The 21,718-nt window shown below is 34.6% G+C and carries 22 protein-coding genes; 5 read left to right on the top strand and 17 right to left on the bottom strand.

The window, feature by feature from the left end; all coding sequences use genetic code 11:
- Nucleotides 1-32: 32 nt before the first annotated feature.
- The 6 genes from FH036_RS22875 to FH036_RS22845 form a co-directional block, all read right to left on the bottom strand.
- Nucleotides 33-608, bottom strand: a complete 576-nt coding sequence (locus FH036_RS22875; protein ID WP_001093328.1) for a biotin transporter BioY — start codon at nt 606-608, stop codon at nt 33-35.
- 123 nt (nt 609-731) lie between these two features.
- Entirely contained in the window at nt 732-2,345 is a 1,614-nt protein-coding gene (locus FH036_RS22870; RefSeq protein WP_138321329.1) for a long-chain fatty acid--CoA ligase, read from the bottom strand.
- Nucleotides 2,346-2,481: 136 nt separating this feature from the next.
- Nucleotides 2,482-3,132 carry an ABC-2 transporter permease gene (locus FH036_RS22865; RefSeq protein ID WP_139896249.1) on the bottom strand — a complete coding sequence of 217 codons (651 nt, stop codon included), beginning with the start codon at nt 3,130-3,132 and terminating at the stop codon, nt 2,482-2,484.
- Complete coding sequence (locus FH036_RS22860; protein WP_139896248.1) at nt 3,133-3,984, bottom strand: ABC transporter ATP-binding protein; 852 nt, start codon at nt 3,982-3,984, stop codon at nt 3,133-3,135.
- A gap of 46 nt (nt 3,985-4,030) precedes the next feature.
- Nucleotides 4,031-4,819: a helix-turn-helix domain-containing protein gene (locus FH036_RS22855; RefSeq protein WP_000505633.1), complete on the bottom strand. Its 789-nt coding sequence runs from the start codon at nt 4,817-4,819 to the stop codon at nt 4,031-4,033.
- A 452-nt stretch (nt 4,820-5,271) separates the two neighbouring features.
- Nucleotides 5,272-5,475: a hypothetical protein gene (locus tag FH036_RS22845; protein WP_000810212.1), complete on the bottom strand. Its 204-nt coding sequence runs from the start codon at nt 5,473-5,475 to the stop codon at nt 5,272-5,274.
- A gap of 152 nt (nt 5,476-5,627) precedes the next feature.
- Here FH036_RS22845 and FH036_RS22840 point away from each other — a divergent pair, with 152 nt between their 5' ends.
- Nucleotides 5,628-6,440, top strand: a complete 813-nt coding sequence (locus FH036_RS22840; RefSeq protein ID WP_139896247.1) for a GNAT family N-acetyltransferase — start codon at nt 5,628-5,630, stop codon at nt 6,438-6,440.
- 171 nt (nt 6,441-6,611) lie between these two features.
- Complete coding sequence (locus tag FH036_RS22835; RefSeq protein ID WP_000160409.1) at nt 6,612-6,824, top strand: CsbD family protein; 213 nt, start codon at nt 6,612-6,614, stop codon at nt 6,822-6,824.
- 204 nt (nt 6,825-7,028) lie between these two features.
- On the opposite strand, the gene FH036_RS22830 is transcribed toward FH036_RS22835, so the two are convergent.
- Complete coding sequence (locus FH036_RS22830) at nt 7,029-8,507, bottom strand: DUF4822 domain-containing protein (protein ID WP_044793424.1); 1,479 nt, start codon at nt 8,505-8,507, stop codon at nt 7,029-7,031.
- A gap of 395 nt (nt 8,508-8,902) precedes the next feature.
- On the opposite strand from FH036_RS22830, the gene FH036_RS22825 reads away from it, so the two are divergent.
- Nucleotides 8,903-9,331, top strand: a complete 429-nt coding sequence (locus FH036_RS22825; RefSeq protein ID WP_001019674.1) for a cytidine deaminase — start codon at nt 8,903-8,905, stop codon at nt 9,329-9,331.
- Nucleotides 9,332-9,443: 112 nt separating this feature from the next.
- On the opposite strand, the gene FH036_RS22820 is transcribed toward FH036_RS22825, so the two are convergent.
- The 3 genes from FH036_RS22820 to FH036_RS22810 are packed head-to-tail and all read right to left on the bottom strand — an operon-like array spanning nt 9,444 to nt 10,983.
- Complete coding sequence (locus FH036_RS22820) at nt 9,444-9,695, bottom strand: DUF2164 domain-containing protein (protein WP_001983516.1); 252 nt, start codon at nt 9,693-9,695, stop codon at nt 9,444-9,446.
- Between the two features lie 17 nt (nt 9,696-9,712).
- Nucleotides 9,713-10,165, bottom strand: a complete 453-nt coding sequence (locus FH036_RS22815; protein ID WP_044793425.1) for a peptidoglycan recognition protein family protein — start codon at nt 10,163-10,165, stop codon at nt 9,713-9,715.
- Nucleotides 10,166-10,179: 14 nt separating this feature from the next.
- Entirely contained in the window at nt 10,180-10,983 is an 804-nt protein-coding gene (locus FH036_RS22810) for a protein phosphatase 2C domain-containing protein (RefSeq protein WP_044793427.1), read from the bottom strand.
- Nucleotides 10,984-11,127: 144 nt separating this feature from the next.
- On the opposite strand from FH036_RS22810, the gene FH036_RS22805 reads away from it, so the two are divergent.
- Nucleotides 11,128-11,937, top strand: a complete 810-nt coding sequence (locus FH036_RS22805) for a YitT family protein (protein WP_000251333.1) — start codon at nt 11,128-11,130, stop codon at nt 11,935-11,937.
- A 20-nt stretch (nt 11,938-11,957) separates the two neighbouring features.
- On the opposite strand, the gene FH036_RS22800 is transcribed toward FH036_RS22805, so the two are convergent.
- Nucleotides 11,958-12,329, bottom strand: coding sequence for a VOC family protein (locus tag FH036_RS22800; RefSeq protein ID WP_001246942.1), 372 nt, complete (start codon nt 12,327-12,329; stop codon nt 11,958-11,960).
- Between the two features lie 235 nt (nt 12,330-12,564).
- Here FH036_RS22800 and FH036_RS22790 point away from each other — a divergent pair, with 235 nt between their 5' ends.
- A complete protein-coding gene (locus FH036_RS22790; protein WP_139896246.1) occupies nt 12,565-14,097 on the top strand; it encodes a BA3702 family sensor histidine kinase in 1,533 nt (510 codons plus the stop codon).
- A 55-nt stretch (nt 14,098-14,152) separates the two neighbouring features.
- Here FH036_RS22790 and FH036_RS22785 read toward each other — a convergent pair whose 3' ends face one another.
- From FH036_RS22785 to FH036_RS22760, 6 genes are all read right to left on the bottom strand, one after another.
- Nucleotides 14,153-14,764 carry an alpha/beta hydrolase gene (locus FH036_RS22785; protein WP_000975439.1) on the bottom strand — a complete coding sequence of 204 codons (612 nt, stop codon included), beginning with the start codon at nt 14,762-14,764 and terminating at the stop codon, nt 14,153-14,155.
- Between the two features lie 24 nt (nt 14,765-14,788).
- Entirely contained in the window at nt 14,789-15,727 is a 939-nt protein-coding gene (locus tag FH036_RS22780; RefSeq protein ID WP_138321321.1) for a ring-cleaving dioxygenase, read from the bottom strand.
- A 382-nt stretch (nt 15,728-16,109) separates the two neighbouring features.
- Complete coding sequence (gene putP / locus FH036_RS22775; RefSeq protein WP_000687613.1) at nt 16,110-17,588, bottom strand: sodium/proline symporter PutP; 1,479 nt, start codon at nt 17,586-17,588, stop codon at nt 16,110-16,112.
- 290 nt (nt 17,589-17,878) lie between these two features.
- Entirely contained in the window at nt 17,879-19,447 is a 1,569-nt protein-coding gene (locus FH036_RS22770) for an FMN-binding glutamate synthase family protein (RefSeq protein WP_000005198.1), read from the bottom strand.
- A 67-nt stretch (nt 19,448-19,514) separates the two neighbouring features.
- Nucleotides 19,515-20,642 (bottom strand): alkene reductase, encoded by a 1,128-nt coding sequence (locus tag FH036_RS22765; RefSeq protein WP_044793432.1) that lies wholly within the window; start codon nt 20,640-20,642, stop codon nt 19,515-19,517.
- A 565-nt stretch (nt 20,643-21,207) separates the two neighbouring features.
- Nucleotides 21,208-21,669, bottom strand: a complete 462-nt coding sequence (locus tag FH036_RS22760) for a CarD family transcriptional regulator (protein WP_172801695.1) — start codon at nt 21,667-21,669, stop codon at nt 21,208-21,210.
- Nucleotides 21,670-21,718: the final 49 nt, after the last annotated feature.

Here is a 21,718-nt window from a genome sequence, read left to right as displayed (position 1 = left end):
GAAACACGTAATGAACGTGTTTCTTCTCTTTCTTATCCCGCTTTTGTATATTTCCCACTCTTTAAAGCAGGCGTAATAATATGTTTCAATGAACGATGTAATTTCGTTACAAGAATTGCTGCTATAATTGCTTTTATGCAATCCCCTGGTAAAAATGCGACACTTACTTTCATCGTCTGCCATATAGAAATATCCATTACGAAAGCTTGTACAATAATACCAAATACATAAACTACGAAAATACCACCAATTATATTAATGCATAATACTTTTATAATAGAAACTTCACGTAAACGCTCAATTAAGTAACCAATGACAAATGCTCCAACGATATAACCAAGTAAATATCCTGCACTTGGCCCAACAAATACGCCAAAGCCACCACGTCCACCAGCAAGTAATGGCGCTCCAACTCCTACAATAAGTAAGAAAATAAGCTGGCTTAATGCACCAAGACGTGATCCTAACAATCCACCAGCAAGCATAACACCAAGTGATTGTAATGTAATTGGAACTGGTGTAATAGAAAGAGCAATTGGAGGTATTAACCCTAACACTCCCATAATAGAACTAAATAAAGCGACGAAAACTAAGTTTTTTGTATTCATATTTGCTTCTCCTATTTGTAAACTCGAAATGATTTTTAGATAACATATTATAGGAGTTATATTATCTTTCTATCTAGCGTTTGTCAACTTATTTTTAATTTAGGTTTACAAATATAAATTCCATTATTTCTCTTTATGCAAATGCTCAAGTTCTTTCCGAAGCGCCTGTTTTAAAAACTTCCCAACAGATGTTTTCGGTATTTCTTCCATAAATACAATATCGTCTGGTAACCACCACTTTGCAAACTGTGGTTTTAAAAACTCATATATTTCTTCTTTTGTTACTGTACTATTTTTCTTTTGAACGACACAGGCAACTGGTCGCTCTTGCCACTGCGGATGAGGAACGGCAACGACAGCCGCTTCAAATATAGCATCATGTGCCATTAACGCATTTTCAAGGTCAACAGAGGAAATCCACTCGCCTCCGCTTTTAATCACATCTTTCGTGCGGTCGACAATTTTTATGCAACCTTCCTCATCGACTGTGACAACATCTCCTGTATATAACCATCCATCGCGAAAGCCTTCAACAGTACGATCATCGTTATAATAGCTTTCAGCGATCCACGGTGCTCGTAAACATAGTTCTCCCATCTCCGTACTATCCCACTTCACTTCACCATTTGTACCGACTACTTTCATCTCTACACCAGGGACAAGATATCCTTGTTTTGAGCGGATTTCTAATTGCTCTTCATATGATAATTCTGTTTCATAACTTTTTAAACGTGCAAGTGTTACGAGTGGGCTTGTTTCGGTCATACCATATGCATGGATGAACGGAACATTATGTTTCTGTTCAAATGCTTTAATAACACTCTTCGGTGCAGCTGCACCACCGCATAGTATTCTCGTCATACTAGATAAATCGTAACTATTATTTTCTAACTCTTGTAATACACCAAGCCAAATTGTCGGCACACCAGCAGCTAACGTCACTTTTTCAGTTTGAATCATTTCTAATAAAATTTTCGGCGTAAACATCGGTCCTGGAAGAACTTGTTTTGATCCAAACCAAGTAGCTGCGAAAGGTAGTCCCCAAGCATTCACATGGAACATCGGTACAATAGCCATTGCCGCATCACTTTCCGATAAAGCAGCTGTATCTGCTAAACCGAGTGCCATACAATGCAGTACAGTACTACGATGCGTATATACAACACCTTTTGGATTTCCTGTAGTCGCTGACGTATAACACATACCAGCAGGTGTATTTTCATCAATATCTTTTACAAATTGGAAATTTGGATCGCCTTCTTCTAATAGCTTTTCATAATGATATACAGGTTCTAGCGTAGTATTTGGAAGTTCATCTTTATCAGTCATAATAATGTAGGCTTGTACAGTTGATAATTCAGATTGAATTTTTTCAACAAGTGGTACAAGATCTTCATCAATAAGTAGAATTCGATCTTCTGCGTGCTGAATAATGTATGAAATATGTTGAGGAGATAAACGAATATTAATTGTGTGTAAAACGGAAGCAATACCAGGAATAGCAAAATACGCTTCCACATGTCGATGATGATTCCACGCTAACGTTCCTATACGCTCGCCTTCTTTAATTCCTAATTTTTTCAACGCACTGGAAAGCCTTCTCGTTCTTTCACCTAACTGCTTATACGTTAATGTCATAACTGTGTCATGTGTCCGTGAAACAATTTCTTTCTTCGAAAACAGTTTTTCTGCTCTTTCCATCATAGAACTAATTGTTAGCGGTACATTCATCATCATATTGGTTACATCCCCCTTTAAAGCGTTTTCATTTTTTGTTTATTATAACAGACTTCTACAAATAATCACGACATTTTTCTGTATTTTCTGAATTATTTCTTTGGAAATAATTCAGAAAATACTAAGAGAAAACACATTAAAACTCCTTCTTACGATATATAAATACCGAAATAACAAAAGAAAAGATATATATGATAACGCCAAATATCGTATATAAAATGGAAACGTATAAAGATGAATTTAAATTTAATATTGGAAATTGTTCTATTAGATAGCCAATTACACTTTGTAATCCAAAATAAGTTACAAGTCCCCCGCATGCGCCCCCAATTGTAATAGCATCAGATTTTTCTGCTCCAAAAACATAGAGAAGTGGGTAGGCTATTGCTCCGGCATTAAGGATGATGAATGTCCCTAAAGAAACACTCTTAAATATCTCATCATCAATTGGCGTATCTGAAACGAAACTATGTACATAAAATATGCCATATGATAATACAGTACCAATAATTACAACTAAAAAATAGAAAAAGTAGTGACTTTGCACAATATTACTTCTAGTAACCGGTAAAGTAAGTACATATTTTTCATAACCTGACTTACTCTCATATTTAATAACTTCAAGTGCAGGAATTGCAGCAAATAAGATAATGAATGTAGCAATTAAACGGTACATTGAAGCATTACCAAAATAAAAAACAAATCCCGATCCTAATATCGCTATTCCCATAAACGTAAAGAAAGTTCGATACACTAGATAATAGTTTGTCAATAATAAACCTATCATTTATTTTTCACTCCTCGTCAATAAAACACTTATTTCTTCTATCGAAATGGTTCTATGAGCAATCCCACTTGGTAATTTATGCACATCTGATACAAGTACATTGAAATAAGAACCATTATTCCTTTTCACCACAACTATATCTTTGTTGATTAAAGTTAGTTGTTCCTCATCAACATCTACAATGGCATAATTGTTCAAAACCTTATTCTTTTCTTCATTCAATAAAATTTCTCCATCTTTTATAATGATAAGATGGCTAGCTATTTTTTCTACATCACTCATAATATGAGAAGAAAGTAGTATACCACCATTACTTTTTCTCACAAAACTTTTTAATTCCTCTAACACCTCCTCCCTAGATGAAGGATCGAGACCTCCCGTCGCTTCATCTAGGATTAATAATTTTGCATTATGTGACAGCGCAACAGCTATAGTTAGTTTCATTGACATTCCACGCGAGAATTTACCTACTTTCTCATTAGTAGGTAAAGAGAAAGAATGAACTAATCGGTAAAAATTTTCTCTATCCCAAGATTCAAACATCTTTTCAAAAACTTTATTTAGTTGTTTTATTGTAAGATGAGCCGGGAGATTCATAGCATCAAATACGACTCCTATCTTTTCCTTAATCTTGGCATCTTTATTTATATTTTCTTTACCAAATATTTTTACTGTACCATTATCTTTAGAAATTAATTGTAATACTGTTTTAAAGGTTGTTGATTTCCCAGCTCCATTGTTACCAATGAATCCAACAATTGATCCAGACGGCACATTGAAAGAAACATCTCTTAAAACAACTTTGTTTCCAAATGATTTACTTAAATTTTCAATTTCTAGAAGATTTGACATCATTACACTCCTATCTTAACTTTTCATAAAAATATGTTTTCTCCTATTAAAAATTATCCACTTTTTCTCTCACTTTCTTTTTCAGTTTAAAAATAAGACGATTACTATATTCTTTATTTTCTACTAAAATTCGATACGCCTCTAATACTCCTAACACACGAACAAAAAGATAAACTCCAATAGCAATAAGTACAACACAATAAGGGTGATACTGGACTAATTCTCCTGAAGTGATATGCTTTTTCTCAAATAAAAAAGGTAGCGCTCCTGCTGCTATAAAACAAAATCCAACGATTATTACTACAGCATACTTTTTCTTAATAATTGCATATCTTTTTGTCAATTCTTTTAGAAAGTTTTGATCAAATAATAATTCTTCCTTTTTTAATACATTGTATCGACTCTCTTCTATCATTACAGGTACCATCATTGCTCCAATACCAAGGACAGCAATAATGATGACAAGGAACATAGACATTGTTACATTTTCTTTAAATAATAAATACGGTATTGTAGATAAAATGAGCAAACTAAACCCTAGCGCTATATATTTAGAAATTTTTTGTCCGTACACTATATACCCTTCTGCCATTTCCTGACTTACGTAATAGCCATCCATATTTTCATTACTTTTCTCTGCAGTTTCTTTTAATAAATAGTCGAGTGATACTTCAAAAACATTTCCAATCATTATTAACTTTTCAGTTTCAGGAAAACCTTGACCGTTTTCCCATTTACTAACCGCTTGCCTTGTCGTGTTTAATTTTTCAGCTAATGCTTCTTGAGAAAGGCCCTTTCCCTTTCTTAATTTAAAAAGCTTTTCACCAAATCCCATATGTGTGTGTCCCCCTTTGTTTTCTTACCTAAATTGTATGTAAACATTGCCCTTGTCTCTATCTTCCTGCGGTTGCACTTTGTCAACTTACGGTTGCGAATGTGTTATATAGCGGTTTTCTATATAATTTAGCTAGTTTTCTTTTATGATTATGGTGTGAATAAAAACCTCCCATCTCAATAACCAATTATAACAATTAAAGGTAATTATTGTTACCCAAAAATAAAAACTCCTTTATTTATTTAAAGGAGTTTTCGATATGAAATATTTCCAGAATGGCTAATTTTCTATCTCAATTAATTCACAATTTCTTCTATACATTTTTGTACGTTGTGCAACGATTAATAAGCATCCCACACAGTATATGTTGTTATCTCTTTATATAAGGCATATTCATATATATGTAAAGTATTTCTCCTATTAACTTCCCTAATAAAAACACTTTTTAATAATCATAACGGCTTCTGCTTAAACTTTTCATAATGTCGTACTTTTAATAAAAGGACATTCCCGCAATCTGTACAAATATAAGCATCTACTGGTGAAGATGTGAACATCGTCTCCTTTTTCCGTATTTGTGCATAACCGACAAACTCACCTTCTCCTATATTTTGAGAACCACAATTAGAGCATGTCTGCACGTCTTTCTGTTTCATGAGAGCACCACCTTTAATCTGTTTCTACTCCCTTCGACAGTTCACTTCCATTTCCCTTCCAAAAAACCCCTTATTCTCTTACATTTCAACAGGAATCTCAGAACAAACATCGTATATGTACTATGAAATATATTTATTGACGGGGGAATCTCATGAGTACAATTATGACAATCAATACCGCACAAGAAATTGAAAACGCAGAAATACATATGCTTTCTTCTAGATTAGCACTACTACAAGCAATGGACGGAAATCCAATGCAGGTACAAGTGAAAAAGTTCAGTAGTGCCACTGCCTTTTCATCAAAAGTAATTGCTGGTCCTGCTTTTAACACAGTAAAAGGCGTTACATTTATAAATACAGATGAGATAGATGCGATTATCTCTTATTATCACTCACTACAAATCCCTTGTCGTTTTGAAATTACGCCAGCGCAAGGTACAGCTGAATTATTTCAATACTTATCTGAAAAAGGTTTTTATCAATCTAGCTTCCATACCGCTTTATATAGTACACCGCGAGAAGATCCGTCCCTTGTTCCTTCTAACATTTCAGTACGCAAATTAAAAGAAAATGAGTTTGATGTTTTTGCAGACATATATGTACGTGGATTTAACATGCCATCCTTTACAAAAGATGGTGTGCGCCAAAATAACGAAATTCTCTACGATAAACCAGGATGGCATTTTTTCATAGCTGAAGTTCAAAACATTCCTGCGGGCATTGGTGTCCTGTATATAAATAAGGGTGTCGCATCATTAGCTGCTTCTGCTACTTTGCCAGAATTTCAGCGTAAAGGCTGTCATACTGCCTTAATTCAAAAGCGAATTGAGACAGCTATTGAATCCAATTGTCATTTAATAGTCGGACAAGCAAGATTCGGTAGCAGCAGTCAAAATAATATGGAACGTGCCCATATGAAGATCGCTTATACAAAATCAATCTGGACCGCCAAAAACATATAATTAACATTCTTTCTCTTCTCATTACAACTTTATACACTTTATGACAATTCCTTTTCAACTCTATTAATCATTTGAATATTCAAACTAAATCTGTTACGCTATTGCTAGATACATCATTCAACTTGCAATATGAAAAGAGAATTCTAATCAAACTACAAGGAGGAGAAATGTATGACTAAACATGATCATGGTTTAAAAGAAAAAGTAGAAGGTGCTATTGATAAAGTAAAAGGCGAAGTAAAAGAAGTTGTCGGGAAAGTAACTGACAATAAGAAATTACAAGCTGAAGGAAAATGGGATAAGGTAAAAGGCACTGCTAAAGATACTGTCGGTAATGTAAAAGAAAAAGTTCATGAATATAAAGAACATAAAGAGAATAAATAAAAGAACGAAAATGTATGGTTGTGCAAGTAGTAAGTGACTAGGTCTGAAAAAAGAGAATTTGCCCCATAAAATCATTTTAAAACGACAAATAGATGCCTCAAGGCATCTATTTGTCTATAAACAACTATTTTAATTATATAATCACTCTGATCTTTCCTTACTAACCTTTTCTAACATAATGCCTTTGCTACATACAGTAAAGGCTTACTTTGTGAAATTTGGTTTTAGGTCACCTGTATACGGTTCATGCTCAACAAAGATTTTTATATCTTTTCCATTCGCATCTTTCCCCATTCTTGTATACGTAAATTTCTCTTTATTTAATTCTGTAAGTTCAAGAACTGCACCGTATTTATTATTTCCTAACGAAACGTGGGCTCTTATTTTATTATCATGTACAACATCAAAGAAACCATAGTCTCCACGACTTTCTCCTGTATTCACATTAAAAAACTCATATTTATTTGTATTTTTATCATATTTTGCTAGACTGATTAAGTTTGAATTGTATTTTGTTACATTATTACCTTGTTCATCTAATACCACCGTTCCATTCCATAGTGTACTAGATAATATTTTATCTCCATCAACATCCGTAACTATTTTACCCGTCGAGCTCTCTAAATTTTTATCAGGTCGCGTGAAAGATAGCTCTTTTTCTTGATAAGGAATATGTTCAACAAATACTTCTACATCGTTCCCTTTTGCATCTTTCCCCATTCTTTTATATGTAAATTTCTCTTTATCTAATTGCGTTAATTCAACAACTGCTTGGTAATTTTGCGTCTCAGAAATTAGTACTCTTTTCTTTCCATCATTCGTTATAAAAAAGGTACCGCTATCATTACGACTCTCTCCTGTACTTGCATTAAAAAATTCATACCTTGCCGTTTTAGCATCATACTTTGCAAGCCCGATGAAATTCTGATTTTCTTTCGTTACATCATTATGATCTTTGTCATAGACTTTTGTCCCTTGCCAATTTGTTTCACCAAGTATGCTAGCTAATAGTTGCCCTTTCGTTTCTTGAGTTTTCTCAGTTTCTTGTATTGCATTGTATAAAAATTGTGCATACTGTTCACGCGTCACATCCATATTTGGAGCAAAATTCCCTCCGCCTACTCCTTTTGCAATATTATTTGTTTGAACAGCACTAATGGCATTGCTTGCCCATGAGTTCGTTGAAACGTCATTAAAAGTATGATTACTCTTTGCCTTTAAATGAAAAGCATTTGTAAGAACTTGTGCCATTTCTGCACGTGTTAAGGATGCCTTCGGTCTAAAGTTCCCGTGCTCGTCACCCTTAAAAACGCCCATTTCTGTTAAAGACAAGATTTCCTTTATATAGCTTGTCGACTCTTCACTTACGTCCCCATATGGATTCTCATAATTTTTCTCTTCTGCCAAATTAAAATAACGATATAGTAAAGCTGCAACTTGTTCACGTGTCACGTTATCTCCAAAACCAAATCTCCCATCATCATAGCCGAAAATGATTTTCTCGCCTGTTAATTGCTGAATCGCCTCATATGCCCAGTGCCCCTTTGGAACATCTTTGAATACCCCAGTATGATTCGTGTTTGGTGTAACTACTTCTGCTTTCACCTCTCCAGTCGTTTCACTTAATAGACTTCCACCTAAAACTGCTGATATGATACATGTTTTTAAAATTGTTTTATTCATAGCTTCCCAATCCCTTCCTTCATTTAACAAATAATTACACAACTTTTCTTTCAAAAGAAGATTCTATGTGCGCAATTTATGTTATAAATTTTGATTACAGCTAATGGAATACAAAGTGTTACACATCCAAATTTCTTATTTGTAGTATCAATAGCTGCTATATATAGGAATTATAAATAACAACTATAAATTGCCCATAAACAAATTATTAAAAAAAGATAAAATTAAGATTATATATTTTTAATCTCAATCTTTTTATAAAAAAACGTTCCTTTTGGCAAAAAGATGGCTTGAAATTAAATGTTCATTCCATTTTTTTGTTTATGCTATTATGATAAAAGAAAGAATATTTCGAAATAACAAACCTGAATTTGGGCAGAAATGAGGAAAAGAAATTGAATATTGAGCAACAATTATATGATGTGGTGAAACAGTTAATTGAACAAAGATATCCAAACGATTGGGGTGGAGCCGCAGCGATTCGTGTAGAAGATGGAACAATTTATACAAGTGTTGCTCCAGGCGTAATAAATGCTTCAACAGAACTTTGTATGGAAACAGGTGCAATTTTAGAAGCTCATAAATTTCAAAAGAAAGTTACACATTCTATTTGTCTTGCGAGAGAAAATGAGCATTCTGAATTAAAGGTACTCTCGCCTTGTGGTGTATGCCAAGAACGTTTATTTTATTGGGGACCAGAAGTACAGTGTGCGATTACAAATGCTAAACAAGATATTATTTTTAAACCTTTAAAAGAGTTGCAACCATATCATTGGACAGAAGCATATCATGATGAAATGGCAAAAGAATGGAGTACGAGATAGAGGAATAAGTTTCATTATTTTCCTGATGACAATAAAAAAATGTCACGGCCTTTTCCAAATAAAACATCGAAAAAGGCCGTGACATAACACTTATTTTATAATTGACGGAAGTTTACTTCCCTTCACTTTTTTCTAACACATACAAATCTTCTTCAATATTAGATAATTTCTCTGTTACAAGCTTTCTAGCATCTCCAATCGCTTGATTGTATGCAAATGGTCCTACTAATTTAATCATTTCTTCTATTAAACGCTCTGCTTGGAAGCGTCCAATTTCATCTAAATCTTCCTCAACGAAAAATTGCTGAATTTGTGCTACTAGCTCTTCTTTTTTATCATTTGGTATTTTTATATTCATCATCATTTATTACTCCTCTATATTTAGGATAGTACGTTTCTTAACTCTACCATAGAAAAACGCTTTCCAGGGCAAGTTTTTGTAACTCCTTCTAGCTCTCTATGACCGAGTATATTTTCTTTCTTTATAGCAAACTGCTTCATAAACATTTTACATAAAGAATATAATGCATTCATTTGTGCGGTAGTTGGATCATATTTATCAAAATTACCCGTCATACATATTCCAATTGTATCTCTATTATTATCTTTCGCATGCGCTCCAATATGTAAACCACGTCCTTCGACTACAGTTCCATCTGCTTCGATAAAATAATTATAACCAATCCCGCTCCACCCTCTTACTTTTTGATGAAATTCATGTGTTTTATACACATCCCATCCATCTTCGGATGTGTGGTGGATAATCAGTTTATTTACTTTTTCTAAAGGAACTAATTCATCTTGAAATGTTAAATTAACACATTTAATTTCCATTTGAACATCCTCCCTTACAATTCAATAATCATAATTGTTTTATCATCTGGTCTTATTCTCTTTTCCCCTTCTAGTTCTTCAATAATTGCTACATATTCATTTATACTATTCTTTCTTATATATGCAACAGTTTGTTCGAGTGACCAATCTGGGTGGAATAATCCGTCTGAACAAATAAAAACCCCGCTTACTTCATCTATATGTAATTCCCCATGCTGTAAATAATGAATCGCTTCTTTCATTCCGTTTGCAACGGAATACCCCCCCTGCATATTTGCAAGATAACGATTATATTTTAACTGTTCTCGCACATCTTGAAAAACATGTTCTTCTGGTACAGATACCCCTTCTTTACGATCTTCTTCTCTTTTCTTTTTTGCTCGTTTACTAATTCCTTCGACCGTGTCTTTCGTTAATACTTGCATCGTTCCATTTTGAAGTATTGCAACAATCATACAGTCCCCTAATTGTGCATATTCAATTTTCTCACCAACTATTTGGACTGCCGCGATACATGTGCACCACAAATGCTCTTTCTTTCTCGTATCTACTCCATATGCTAACATTTTTCTTTGCAATGCTTCATTTGCTTTTGCAACAGCAACTTGTAAACTATGATTTTCGCGAAATGAATTAAAATAACTTGCAAATAAATGTGAAGCGATGTATGCTCCATTATGTCCCTTTTCATCACGAAACGGGACAAGTGGTGTTGCGCCGTCACATACACCATAAATCTTTTTTTCTTCATTACAAAAATAAGAATCCTCACATTCTTGCTTCAACGGGCTTTTCTGTTGATATGTTTTTATCTTCATAACTGTATCCCCTTCCAAATGATAAAATACTCAAATTCTTTTGATTAATCTAATTTTCCGAAATAAACTGTTTTTACCCAAAACTTTCAATATCATATATAATCTTGAAATAATATGAATTTTTCAGTGAAGGACGGGAAAGAGATGGTCAGATTTCTTGGTGTTATTATTGGTTCTATTATTATTGCGATTGCCTTTAATCTTTTCCTTATCCCCCACAAAATTTTAAGTAGTGGAATTGGCGGAATTGCTATTATTTTAGGGATTGTAACTCCTGTAAACACAGGTATTATTAACTTTGTATTAAACTTACCTATCCTTATTTTAGGATACATAGGTCTTGGAAAAAAAGTCATTTTTAACACGATTATCTCTGTGATTGTATTATCTGTTGCATTATACTATGTTCCAGTGAAAGTCGTAGCAACAGATCCACTTTTATCATCTATCTTTGGTGGTGTTATTGCCGGAGCTGGTATCGGTCTTGTTTTTAACTGTAATGGATCAACTGGTGGATTTGATATTATCGGTATGTTGTTGTCTCGCAAAAGAGATATTAAACTTGGCGGATTCCTTATTGTTTTAAATGCAGTCGTTGTAATCATTGCAGGATTCTTCTTCACTTGGGATGTTGCTCTTACAAGCTTACTTTCGATTTATGTAACTGGTAAAGTTATTGATGCTATTCATACGAAACATCGGAAGGTTACACTTATGATTGTAACAAATGAAGCAGAAAAAATGAAAAAACAACTTCTTTCAACTGTTGTACGTGGCATTACATTACTTGATGGCGAAGGTGCTTATTCTAGCGAAAAGAAACGTGTACTTATGACAGTCGTTTCTCGTGAAGAATTAGCAAGTATGAAATTAACAATTTCTGAAATTGACCCTCATGCATTCGTTAACATTACAGAAACGGTTGAAGTATTAGGATTGTTTAGAAAAGGTTAAAAAACTAGGTGGATTTCCACCTAGTTTTTATTTTCCATAAATTCAATTCGATTTCCGAACGGATCTGACACATAAAATCGAATTACATCTGGTCGTGCATGATCATCTATTACTTCAATGCCTTGCTGTATTAACGCTTGTTTAAATTCATCTATTTTTAAAACATAAAAAGCCGGATGTGCCTTTTTAGCTGGGGTAAAGTTTTGCTCAACTCCGATATGAATCTCTTGATTTCCACACTTAAACCAGCACCCACCGCGCTTCTTTAATTCCTCTGGCTTTGGGATTTCCTCCATACCAATTTTATTACTATAAAACTCTCGCGCTTCTTCTTCACACCCTACAGGCGCAGCTACTTGTACATGATCGATACCTTGAATATAATTTCTCATTTTCTCTCCCCCTCTTCTACCCTAATGTTATAAGGAAAACCTACTCCTGTAACTTACAAATGATTTATAAAACAATATAAGCTCCCCTTATTACCACCCTATACGCACTTTTCCAAAATAAAGAAAACAAAATTTATTATATAACTTCCATTTTTTATAGAAATACACATTACATCTATATTATAGTTATGAATAGACAAATCTTTTTAGATGCTATTTGTACGGAGGAACTATTATGAGTCGTAAAAAATATTCATCAACTCAAAGAAAACGTCATCCGAACATTTCTAGACGTTTACGGAACCATATACAAGATCGTTCATTAACAGAAATGTATGCATCTCTGTTCGAACACAATCCTGATAGTATTATTTCATTAAATTTAGAAGGAATTATTATACACACTAATCCTTCTGCCGAAAGAACACTAGGTTACACTTCTTCAGAATTAGAACGAAAAAGCATTACCTCTATTTTAGAAGCTCATATTTCTGAGCAAGTATTACAAAATATAAAGAACACTAAAGCTGATAATCAGCACGAGTATATATTATCTATTTATCATAAAAATGGATTTTTATTAGACGTCGTGACAAAACTAGTTCCTATTTTTGTCCAAAATCGTCTAACTGGCGTATATGCCATTATGAAGCCTCTTGAAAAATCAGAAAGAATTGAGAAAAAGCTTAAAGAAAGTGAGAAGAGGTTGCGTACATTAGTAAACTCCATGCCTGCATTTGTTATATTTAAAGATCATGAAGGGCGCTGGCTTGAGGCAAATGACTACGCACTTTCTTGCTTCAATTTCCATCATGTACCTTACCACGGAAAAAAAGATAGTGAACTCATTCAATATAATGAAGCGTACCGAGAAGCTTTTTTACATTGTGAAGAAGTCGATGAATTAGCATGGCAACAAAGACAAATTCTTCATGGTGAAGAATTTATTATTCATAGAGATGATTTCGACCTAATCTTAAGTATATCGAAGGTTCCTCTCTATCACCCTGACGGCTCCCGTAAAGGTCTTATCGTAATGGGAAGAGATATTACTGAGCTAAAGGAAACGGAAAAGTTATTACGAAAATCTGAAAAGCTCGCCGTAGTCGGACAACTGACAGCTGGAATTGCTCATGAAATTCGAAATCCACTCACTTCTCTAAAAGGTTTTCTAACATTGCTACTCCCTGAAATAAATGAGGAGCAGAAGTGGTATATCGATGTTATGTTAAGTGAAATTTCACAGATGGAATCTATCACGAGTCAATTTATGGCGATGTCTAAACCACAAGTATTAGCAATCCAAACTTGTAACATACAAACTTTAATTGAAGAGGTAGTTACATTTATTTTACCGACTGCTATTATGCACAGCGTTCATATCATTATGGACCATTTTGATTACGTATATGATATTCAATGTGACGGTAACCAATTAAAACAAGTTTTTATAAATATATTAAAAAATGCGATTGAAGCAATGCCAAATGGCGGAAATATTTTCATCCAAACAAAACCATTAGAGGGTAATTTCATCTTAATACGGATCATCGATGAAGGTTGCGGTATCCCAGAAGATCGTATCTCCCGTTTAGGCGAACCGTTTTATAGTTTAAAAGAAAAAGGCACAGGGCTAGGATTAATGATGTGTTACAAAATAATTGAAGAACATCATGGTAAATTACACATTTCAAGTGAATTAAATAAAGGTACGGTCGTTGATATTCACCTACCACTTTCTTCACCTCACCTTGCAATCCAGTCTTAAATAATAAAAGAAGCATCTGCTAATCGTTAGCAGATGCTTCTTTTATTATTTATACTTATAGAACTGTTTTTCCATACCATTCTTTTGCTTTTTCTACTTCACCCATCGTTAATTGATGTCCTCTATTTTCCCAATGCATTGTTACATTAGCGTTTGCATTTTCTAATAGTAGCTTCAATTCCTCTGACTCAGAAGATGAACAAATTGAATCATTTGTCCCAGCAGCAATAAACACGGATTTCCCAGCTAAATTAGGCAATTGTGTTCCTCTTCTAGGCACCATTGGGTGATGAAGCACAGCACCTTTTAACGCATTTTCGTAATGGAATAATAAGCTTGCCGCAATGTTTGCTCCATTTGAATACCCGATAGCTACAATGTTATTTCTATCAAATTCATATGCTTTTGAAGCTTCATCTAAAAACTCATTTAATTCCTTCGTACGGAAAATCAAATCTTCTTCATCAAAAATGCCTTCTGCCAATCTACGGAAGAAACGTGGCATGCCATTTTCTAATACATTTCCTCTAACACTTAATACAGATGCTTCCGGATCAATTATTTCTGCAAGTGGTAATAAATCTAATTCATTACCTCCTGTACCATGAAGTAATAGCAATACTGGTTTTGACGTATCTTTTCCTTTTTGAAAAATATGTTTCATCATAATCCTTTTCCCCTTTCAATCACTTTAATCTAAATGTCTCACTTCAAATGGTAAAAGCGTTTGTTCAATCTGTTTTCTATGTTTTTCATATTGTTCCGGTAACTTTAATTCCTCACCCATCGTCTCTAACGATTCATCATGAGCGAAACCAGGGGGATCTGTTGCAATTTCAAATAAAATTTCACCGTGTTCTCTAAAATAAATTGCGTTAAAATAATTTCGATCTTGTACAGGAGTTACGTGGTATCCAAAACGGGACACATGCTCTTTCCAGTCTAGCTGATCAGCATCGTCACTCGCTCTCCAAGCAATATGATGCACTGTACCAACGCCCATTTGGCCACGACCAATTGTCGATAATCTCAAATCAATAATATTTCCAATATTAGCAGAAGAACGGAATCGAACAAATTCGCCCTCTTCCCCAATTTTCTCAAGACCCATAACGTGCTCTAACAGTTCGGCTGTTTTTTGAGGCTGCGTTGATAAAAGAACTGCACCACCAAATCCTTTAATTGCTACTTCTGGCGTAACTTCTCCAAAAGTCCAATTATTTAATTCACCCTCTTCTCTTTCTACTAATTCTATATGCAAACCATGTGGATCATCAAATTCTAAATACTGCTCTCCAAATCGAGTCATTTTTGTATACGAAACATCGAATTTTTCTAATCTATTTTCCCAAAACTGCATTGCCCCTTTTGGTACAACATAAGAAGTGATTCCTACTTGACCGTCACCAATAACTCCTTGACGAGCACCTGCCCATGGGAAAAACGTAATAATTGTTCCCGGTTTTCCTCCTTCATTACCAAAATAAAGATGGTACGTACCTGGATCATCAAAATTCACTGTTTGTTTTACTAAACGTAAACCTAACACACCAGCGTAAAAATCTACATTTTCTTGTGGATGTCCTACGATTGCTGTAATGTGATGAATTCCCATTGTTTTCTTTTCCATTTCGTCCACTCCTTTTTATTCTATTATAAAAATTGCTTTACATTAAAATTCATTATTCATTTTGTCCATACTGCCTAGTAAAATCCGTCATGATAATTTTATCTCGAATTCGAGATATTAATTATAAAATTACACATTAACGTTTAACTTATCGAAATTATCTCGATTTCAAGATAGTTTCCGAAAAATTTACTCACTTTAATACCATAATCAGTGGGGGGCTTACCGCCCATTAAAGTGGGATAAAACGTGATTTAGAATATCATTTACCTCGAACTTAACACTTATTATAAGTTACTTACTTTTCTTTGTCAACAAGTTACTTATTTCATTTAAAATGAAAAGGGAGTAAACACTATTCACCGTTTACTCCCTTTTCAAATCATTTCGTTTCTTCTTCCAGCACTGCTTCCATCTCATTAAATTCACGATGAATTGCTTTAACTGGTTCTTTCGTTACTAAACTTACGACAATCACAGCTAATAAGCTACAGAAGAATCCAGGTACCATTTCATACATAGTCGCTTTTAAACTTGGAATTTGTACCCAAGTAATTACAACTACTGCACCAACAATCATCCCAGCAAGAACGCCCCATTTGTTCGTTCTTTTCCAATATAAACTTAATAAAATGGCAGGTCCGAATGCTGAACCAAATCCTGCCCAAGCATAACCGACGAGTGTTAAAATTGTATCACTTGGATGATACGCTAAAACAACTGCGATCATAGCTACTACTAAAACTGACAGTCTACCGATAAATACAAGTTCTTTATCACTTGCGTTACGACGGAAAAATGTTTTATAGAAATCTTCCGTTACTGCACTTGAAATAACAAGTAATTGCGAGGAAATACTACTCATTATAGAAGCTAATATAGCTGACAATAAAAACCCAGTAATGTACGGATGGAATAAAATGTTTGAGAATGTTACAAAGACCATTTCTGGGTCTTGTAATGTCCCATTATTTTTAGCATAGTAGGCGATACCAACCAAGCCAGTAAGCATTGCACCTATAATGGAAATCGCCATCCAACCGATACCGATTCTACGAGAAGTTTTCAAATCTTTAATAGAGGTAATTGCCATAAAGCGGACAATAATATGTGGTTGACCAAAATACCCAAGGCCCCATGCTAAAAAGGAAATAATACCAAGAATTGTGGTCCCTTTAAACATGTCTAAATGCGATGCATCAACTTGCTTAATCGTATTGTATGTCTCTGTTACACCACCGACATCTGTAAAAGCAACAATTGGTACTAATACGAGAGCAATAAACATAATACACCCTTGCACAAAGTCGGTCCAACTTACTGCTAAAAAACCACCGAATAGTGTATAAGCAACTACGACACCGACAGTTACAAATAAACCAATTTTATAATCAAGGTTGAAAGAATTTTCAAACAAACGTCCACCTGATACTAAACCAGCCGACGCATAAAATGTGAAAAATACTAAAATGACGATAGCGGAGACAAAACGAAGTATTTTCGTACGATCTTTAAATCGATTCTCTAAAAAGTCTGGAATCGTAATTGAATCATTAGCCACTTCTGTATACGTTCGCAAACGCGGGGCAAGAATTAAATAGTTTGCATAAGCACCTATTAATAAACCTATCGCAATCCATACACTTGATAACCCTGTCGCATACATCGCACCAGGTAATCCCATTAGCATCCAACCACTCATGTCAGAAGCACCAGCTGATAAAGCTGTAACTGCTGGACCGAGTCCCCTTCCGCCTAACATATAATCTGATAAATCGGATGTCTTCTTATAAGACCAATAACCGATATACAACATACCTGCCATATAAATAGCAAGCGAAACCATAATCTCAATCTTCACCAAATCTCTCCCTTAGTTACATAAGCCATTCAAAATTTCGAAAAATGACTTTTTCTATTTTCTTGTTTTCGCTTATGGTTCCCTACCTTAACAAACATTTTTTGTTCTTTCAAGTGAACAGGTGTTTTTTACTGCATGTGAAAACCTTCATAAACGCCTTTATCCCAGTGGATTACCCGGTTTTTAAAAAGAATTAAAGTAAAAATATTCAGAAAATAAAACACCTATTTTTTTAATAAAAATAAGCCATACAAATGTATGACTTTTAATCTATTAAACATAGCTTACTTCTATTTACTAGTAGGAAACAATTCTGAGAGAGGAACTATCCGCCCCATCTCATCTTTAAATACAATATGATCTCTCTTTAAATGACGTGGACTCTTTACTCCCGCTGCTGCTGCTAACGAAAACAAACTATATCTCATACTAATAATATAATTCATAACTCGCCACTTCTTCTCATACGGATCTAACGCTTTTTGATAGTGCGGATTCGTCGTGGCAACACCAGATGGACATTGGCCAGAATTACATTGAAGCGCCATAATACAACCGCTTGCCATCATAAAACCACGTGCCGAGTTTACAGCATCTGCACCAATCGCTAAAGCAATTGCCACTTTATCTGGTGTAATTAATTTCCCCGAGGCAAACACTTTGAATTTATCACGAACACCATACTGATTCGCTGTATCAATACATGTCAGTAACGCTGGAATAAGCGGCATCCCCATACTATCTGCCATCGATTTATATGTTGCTCCTGATCCACCTTCTGAACCGTCAATTGTAATAAAATCCGGATAGATATTTAACTCTTTCATCGTTTTAAATAAATCTTCCAACGGCTGCTGCTGTCCAATTACAATTTTCATACCGATTGGTTTCCCGCCAGTTTCTTGCAAACGCTGAATAAAATAAAGTGTATCTGCCGCATTGTTCAAAAATGAAAATCGATTCGGAGAATTAATCGTCTCTCCTACTCGTACATTCCGAACAGAAGCAATTTTCTCATTTACTTTTTGCCCCTCTAAATGACCACCACGTATTTTCGCACCTTGCCCAAATTTCAATTCAAATGCTTTAATATTACTTTCTTTCACTTTCTCCATAAATTTCTCCATTGAAAAATTCCCGTCCTCATCACGGTATCCAAATAGTCCTGGACCAATTTGCGCAACGATATTCGCCCCTGTATGTAAATGTTCTGGAATAACGCCACCTTCACCAGTATTAATCCACGATCCGCCTGCCATTTTCGCTCCAAAGCCGCTCGCTAAAATATAATTTTCGCCAATCGCACCGTAAGAAGTTGCTGATGCCCCAAACATGCCATACAGTTTCCACGGATATTTACAATTTTCGCCGACGATAATTGCATCGTCTTCTTCGTATAACCAAAGATTCGTTGTATCCGCTGTCAATTTTTCTCTCCGTGAAAATAATCCTTCTTTATGAATCACATACTTTTTCCCTTCACGTTCTTGCGTTACGTTCACACTTAATTCTTCTGTTAATACCGGAAACAACGTATTAGCAATATAATAACCAGATGCTTCAAAATCTCGTTTCGACCCAAAACCAAGTATTTCAGAGCGATACTTCGCTAAAAACATAACACTTTGAAAATCGTAGCGTGAAAAAGGTTTTCCATCTGTATCGTGATCAAACCAATATTGTCGGAATTCCGGCCCTATCTTTTCCAGTAAGTAACGCATTCTTCCTAAGTATGGATGTAATTTTAAAATAGAATGATGCGTCCGTTTTTTTATAAAAAATGTGATAATAAAAAAGACGATTAAAAGCAACATTAATAATAGTAATATACTAATAATAACGAGTAGCGTTTCACTCATCTCGCTTCCCCCTATGAAATTCCATAATAAAAGGAGAACACTCCATGTGTTCTCCTTTTATCTTTATTCAAATTAATGTAGCAAGATGCTCTTTCGCGTCATATTCAACTAAACTTTCAGCATGTTTAATTCGATGAACAAAATCTGGATTAGCAATTAACGGTCTTCCGAATGCAGCTACGTCAATTGTTCCTTCTTGCAGTGCTTCTTCTGCCTCTTTCGGATTTAAATTACCAACTCCAACAATCGTACCATCCCAATATTTTCTTACTAATTGATGAAAATTCTTTCCGTCAGCAATCACTTGCGTATAATTCATCGTTGAAGGGTGAATCATCGTTAATCCAACTTCTTTAAACATATTTACGAATGTTTCAATTGCCAGCTCAGGGTTTTCCCACATATAAGTAGGATTATCCCCTTTAAAAGCAGAGAAACGAAGAAGTGTTTTATCAGCTCCAACTGCTTCTATTACAGCCTCAGTTACTTCTTTCATAAACGTTAACCTTTGCTTTAAGTCACCGCCATATTTATCAGTACGCTTATTAGCAAACTCATAAGTAAATTGATCAATTAAATATCCGTGTGCACCGTGAATTTCTACCCCATCAAACCCAGCTTCGATCGCGTTTTTCGCAGCTTGTGCGTATTGACTGATAACTTCTTGTATTTCTTGTATCGTCATTGCTTCTGGTGTATCAAATGGTTTACGAAAACGCGGAACATTCCCTTCTGCAGCGATTGCAGAAGGCGCTTGCGGCATTTGCCCACCAATTATTTCGTGATGACTCATACGTCCAACATGCCATATTTGAGCAATAATCGTCCCGTCTTCTTTATGTACTGCCTCTGTAACAGGTTTCCAAGAGTCGATTTGTTCTTGCGTATAAATCCCTGGTACTCCTGGATTCCCTTTCGCTCTCGGACTAATGACAATTCCTTCTGTAATAATTAATCCAACTCCGTCAGCAGCACGCTTTCTATAGTACTCCACTACATCAGCACCAACTACTCCAGTTTCATTGTCTGCAAAGCATCTCGTCATCGGTGCCATTGCTATGCGATTACGAAGAGACCAAGCTCCGACTTGAATCTGATCAAACAACTTCGTTTCTTCAATATTTTCAAAAGATCCCCAAGCGTTTACATTTGTTCCTTCATAAATACTTGCCGCTTTCTTATTTGAATTTGTCATTTTTCTTCCCCCTAAAAATATTCTCACTATAATCGCATCATACTTACTTTTAGATAGTAACGTCAATTTATACGCTCTAACCACAAAACATTCGAATATCAAACAAATAGAATGCTATAAATAAAATTAAAAAGGTTTCCTTAGTAGGAAACCTTTTTTAGTTGATCATATATGGCTGTCAATTTCTTTATCTCTTTAATATAAAGAATCCCTTATCAATAGAAGTGAAAATAGTTCAGTATTCTTCTAAAAATAATAACTTATAAACCTAAAACAATGAAAGCCCTACCTCTCTTTCATCCTTACGGCTCCTTGTCCGTGCCAGTGTGAATCAGGATTGCAAAAATCAAGTAACTATTCTATCGAATTATTTCATTAAACTTCGAACATTCGTAAAGAATTAAAAAATAAAAATGGATTTGATTGTAGTAATAACAAAAGAGGTTAATGCTCTAAAAGTGGTTTGAAAGAGTTGAATGTCTTTGAAAGGATTAATTTTCTATAATTATGCTCCCAAAAAACTCAAAATCTTTTTTGGGACATAATACATTATTTGTAATAAATCTTAACAAAAGCTTTTTATTTGATTTTCTGTGATACCTTCAATTAATCCTAGTTCACTAATCAAAAATTCATGTGCATTATCTAACATTTTCTTTTCGCTTGCATTAAGTGCTTTTTCTTTCTGTATACGCATTAAATCGCGCACAACTTCAGCGCCTTCTTGCATTTTACCCGTTTTTATTTTATCAGTGTTCAATTTATACCTTTGTTTCCACGTAAGTAATCTATCTGATTCTCCATGTTGAAAAATATCCATTATGTGTATTAATGCCGTGATATCCGTTACTGGTCGTATATTTGAATTCAATATTTTACCTTCAGGAATCATTATTTCCATATTACTAGCCGACATTTTTATAACATAATATTGTTGTTTTTTCCCTGCGATTTCCTTCTCTTCTATGGCTTTAATTATACCTGCTCCGTGCATTGGATAAACAATGTTATCGCCAATTTGAAACAAATAATCCACCTCCATATATGGTAACCTTCTCAATCTTAACACACATTCT

Origin of the sequence: Bacillus sp. CD3-5 (assembly GCF_006349665.1) — a bacterium.
Classification (GTDB): Bacteria; Bacillota; Bacilli; order Bacillales; family Bacillaceae_G; genus Bacillus_A; species Bacillus_A paranthracis.
This window is presented reverse-complemented; position numbering and strand designations above follow the sequence as displayed.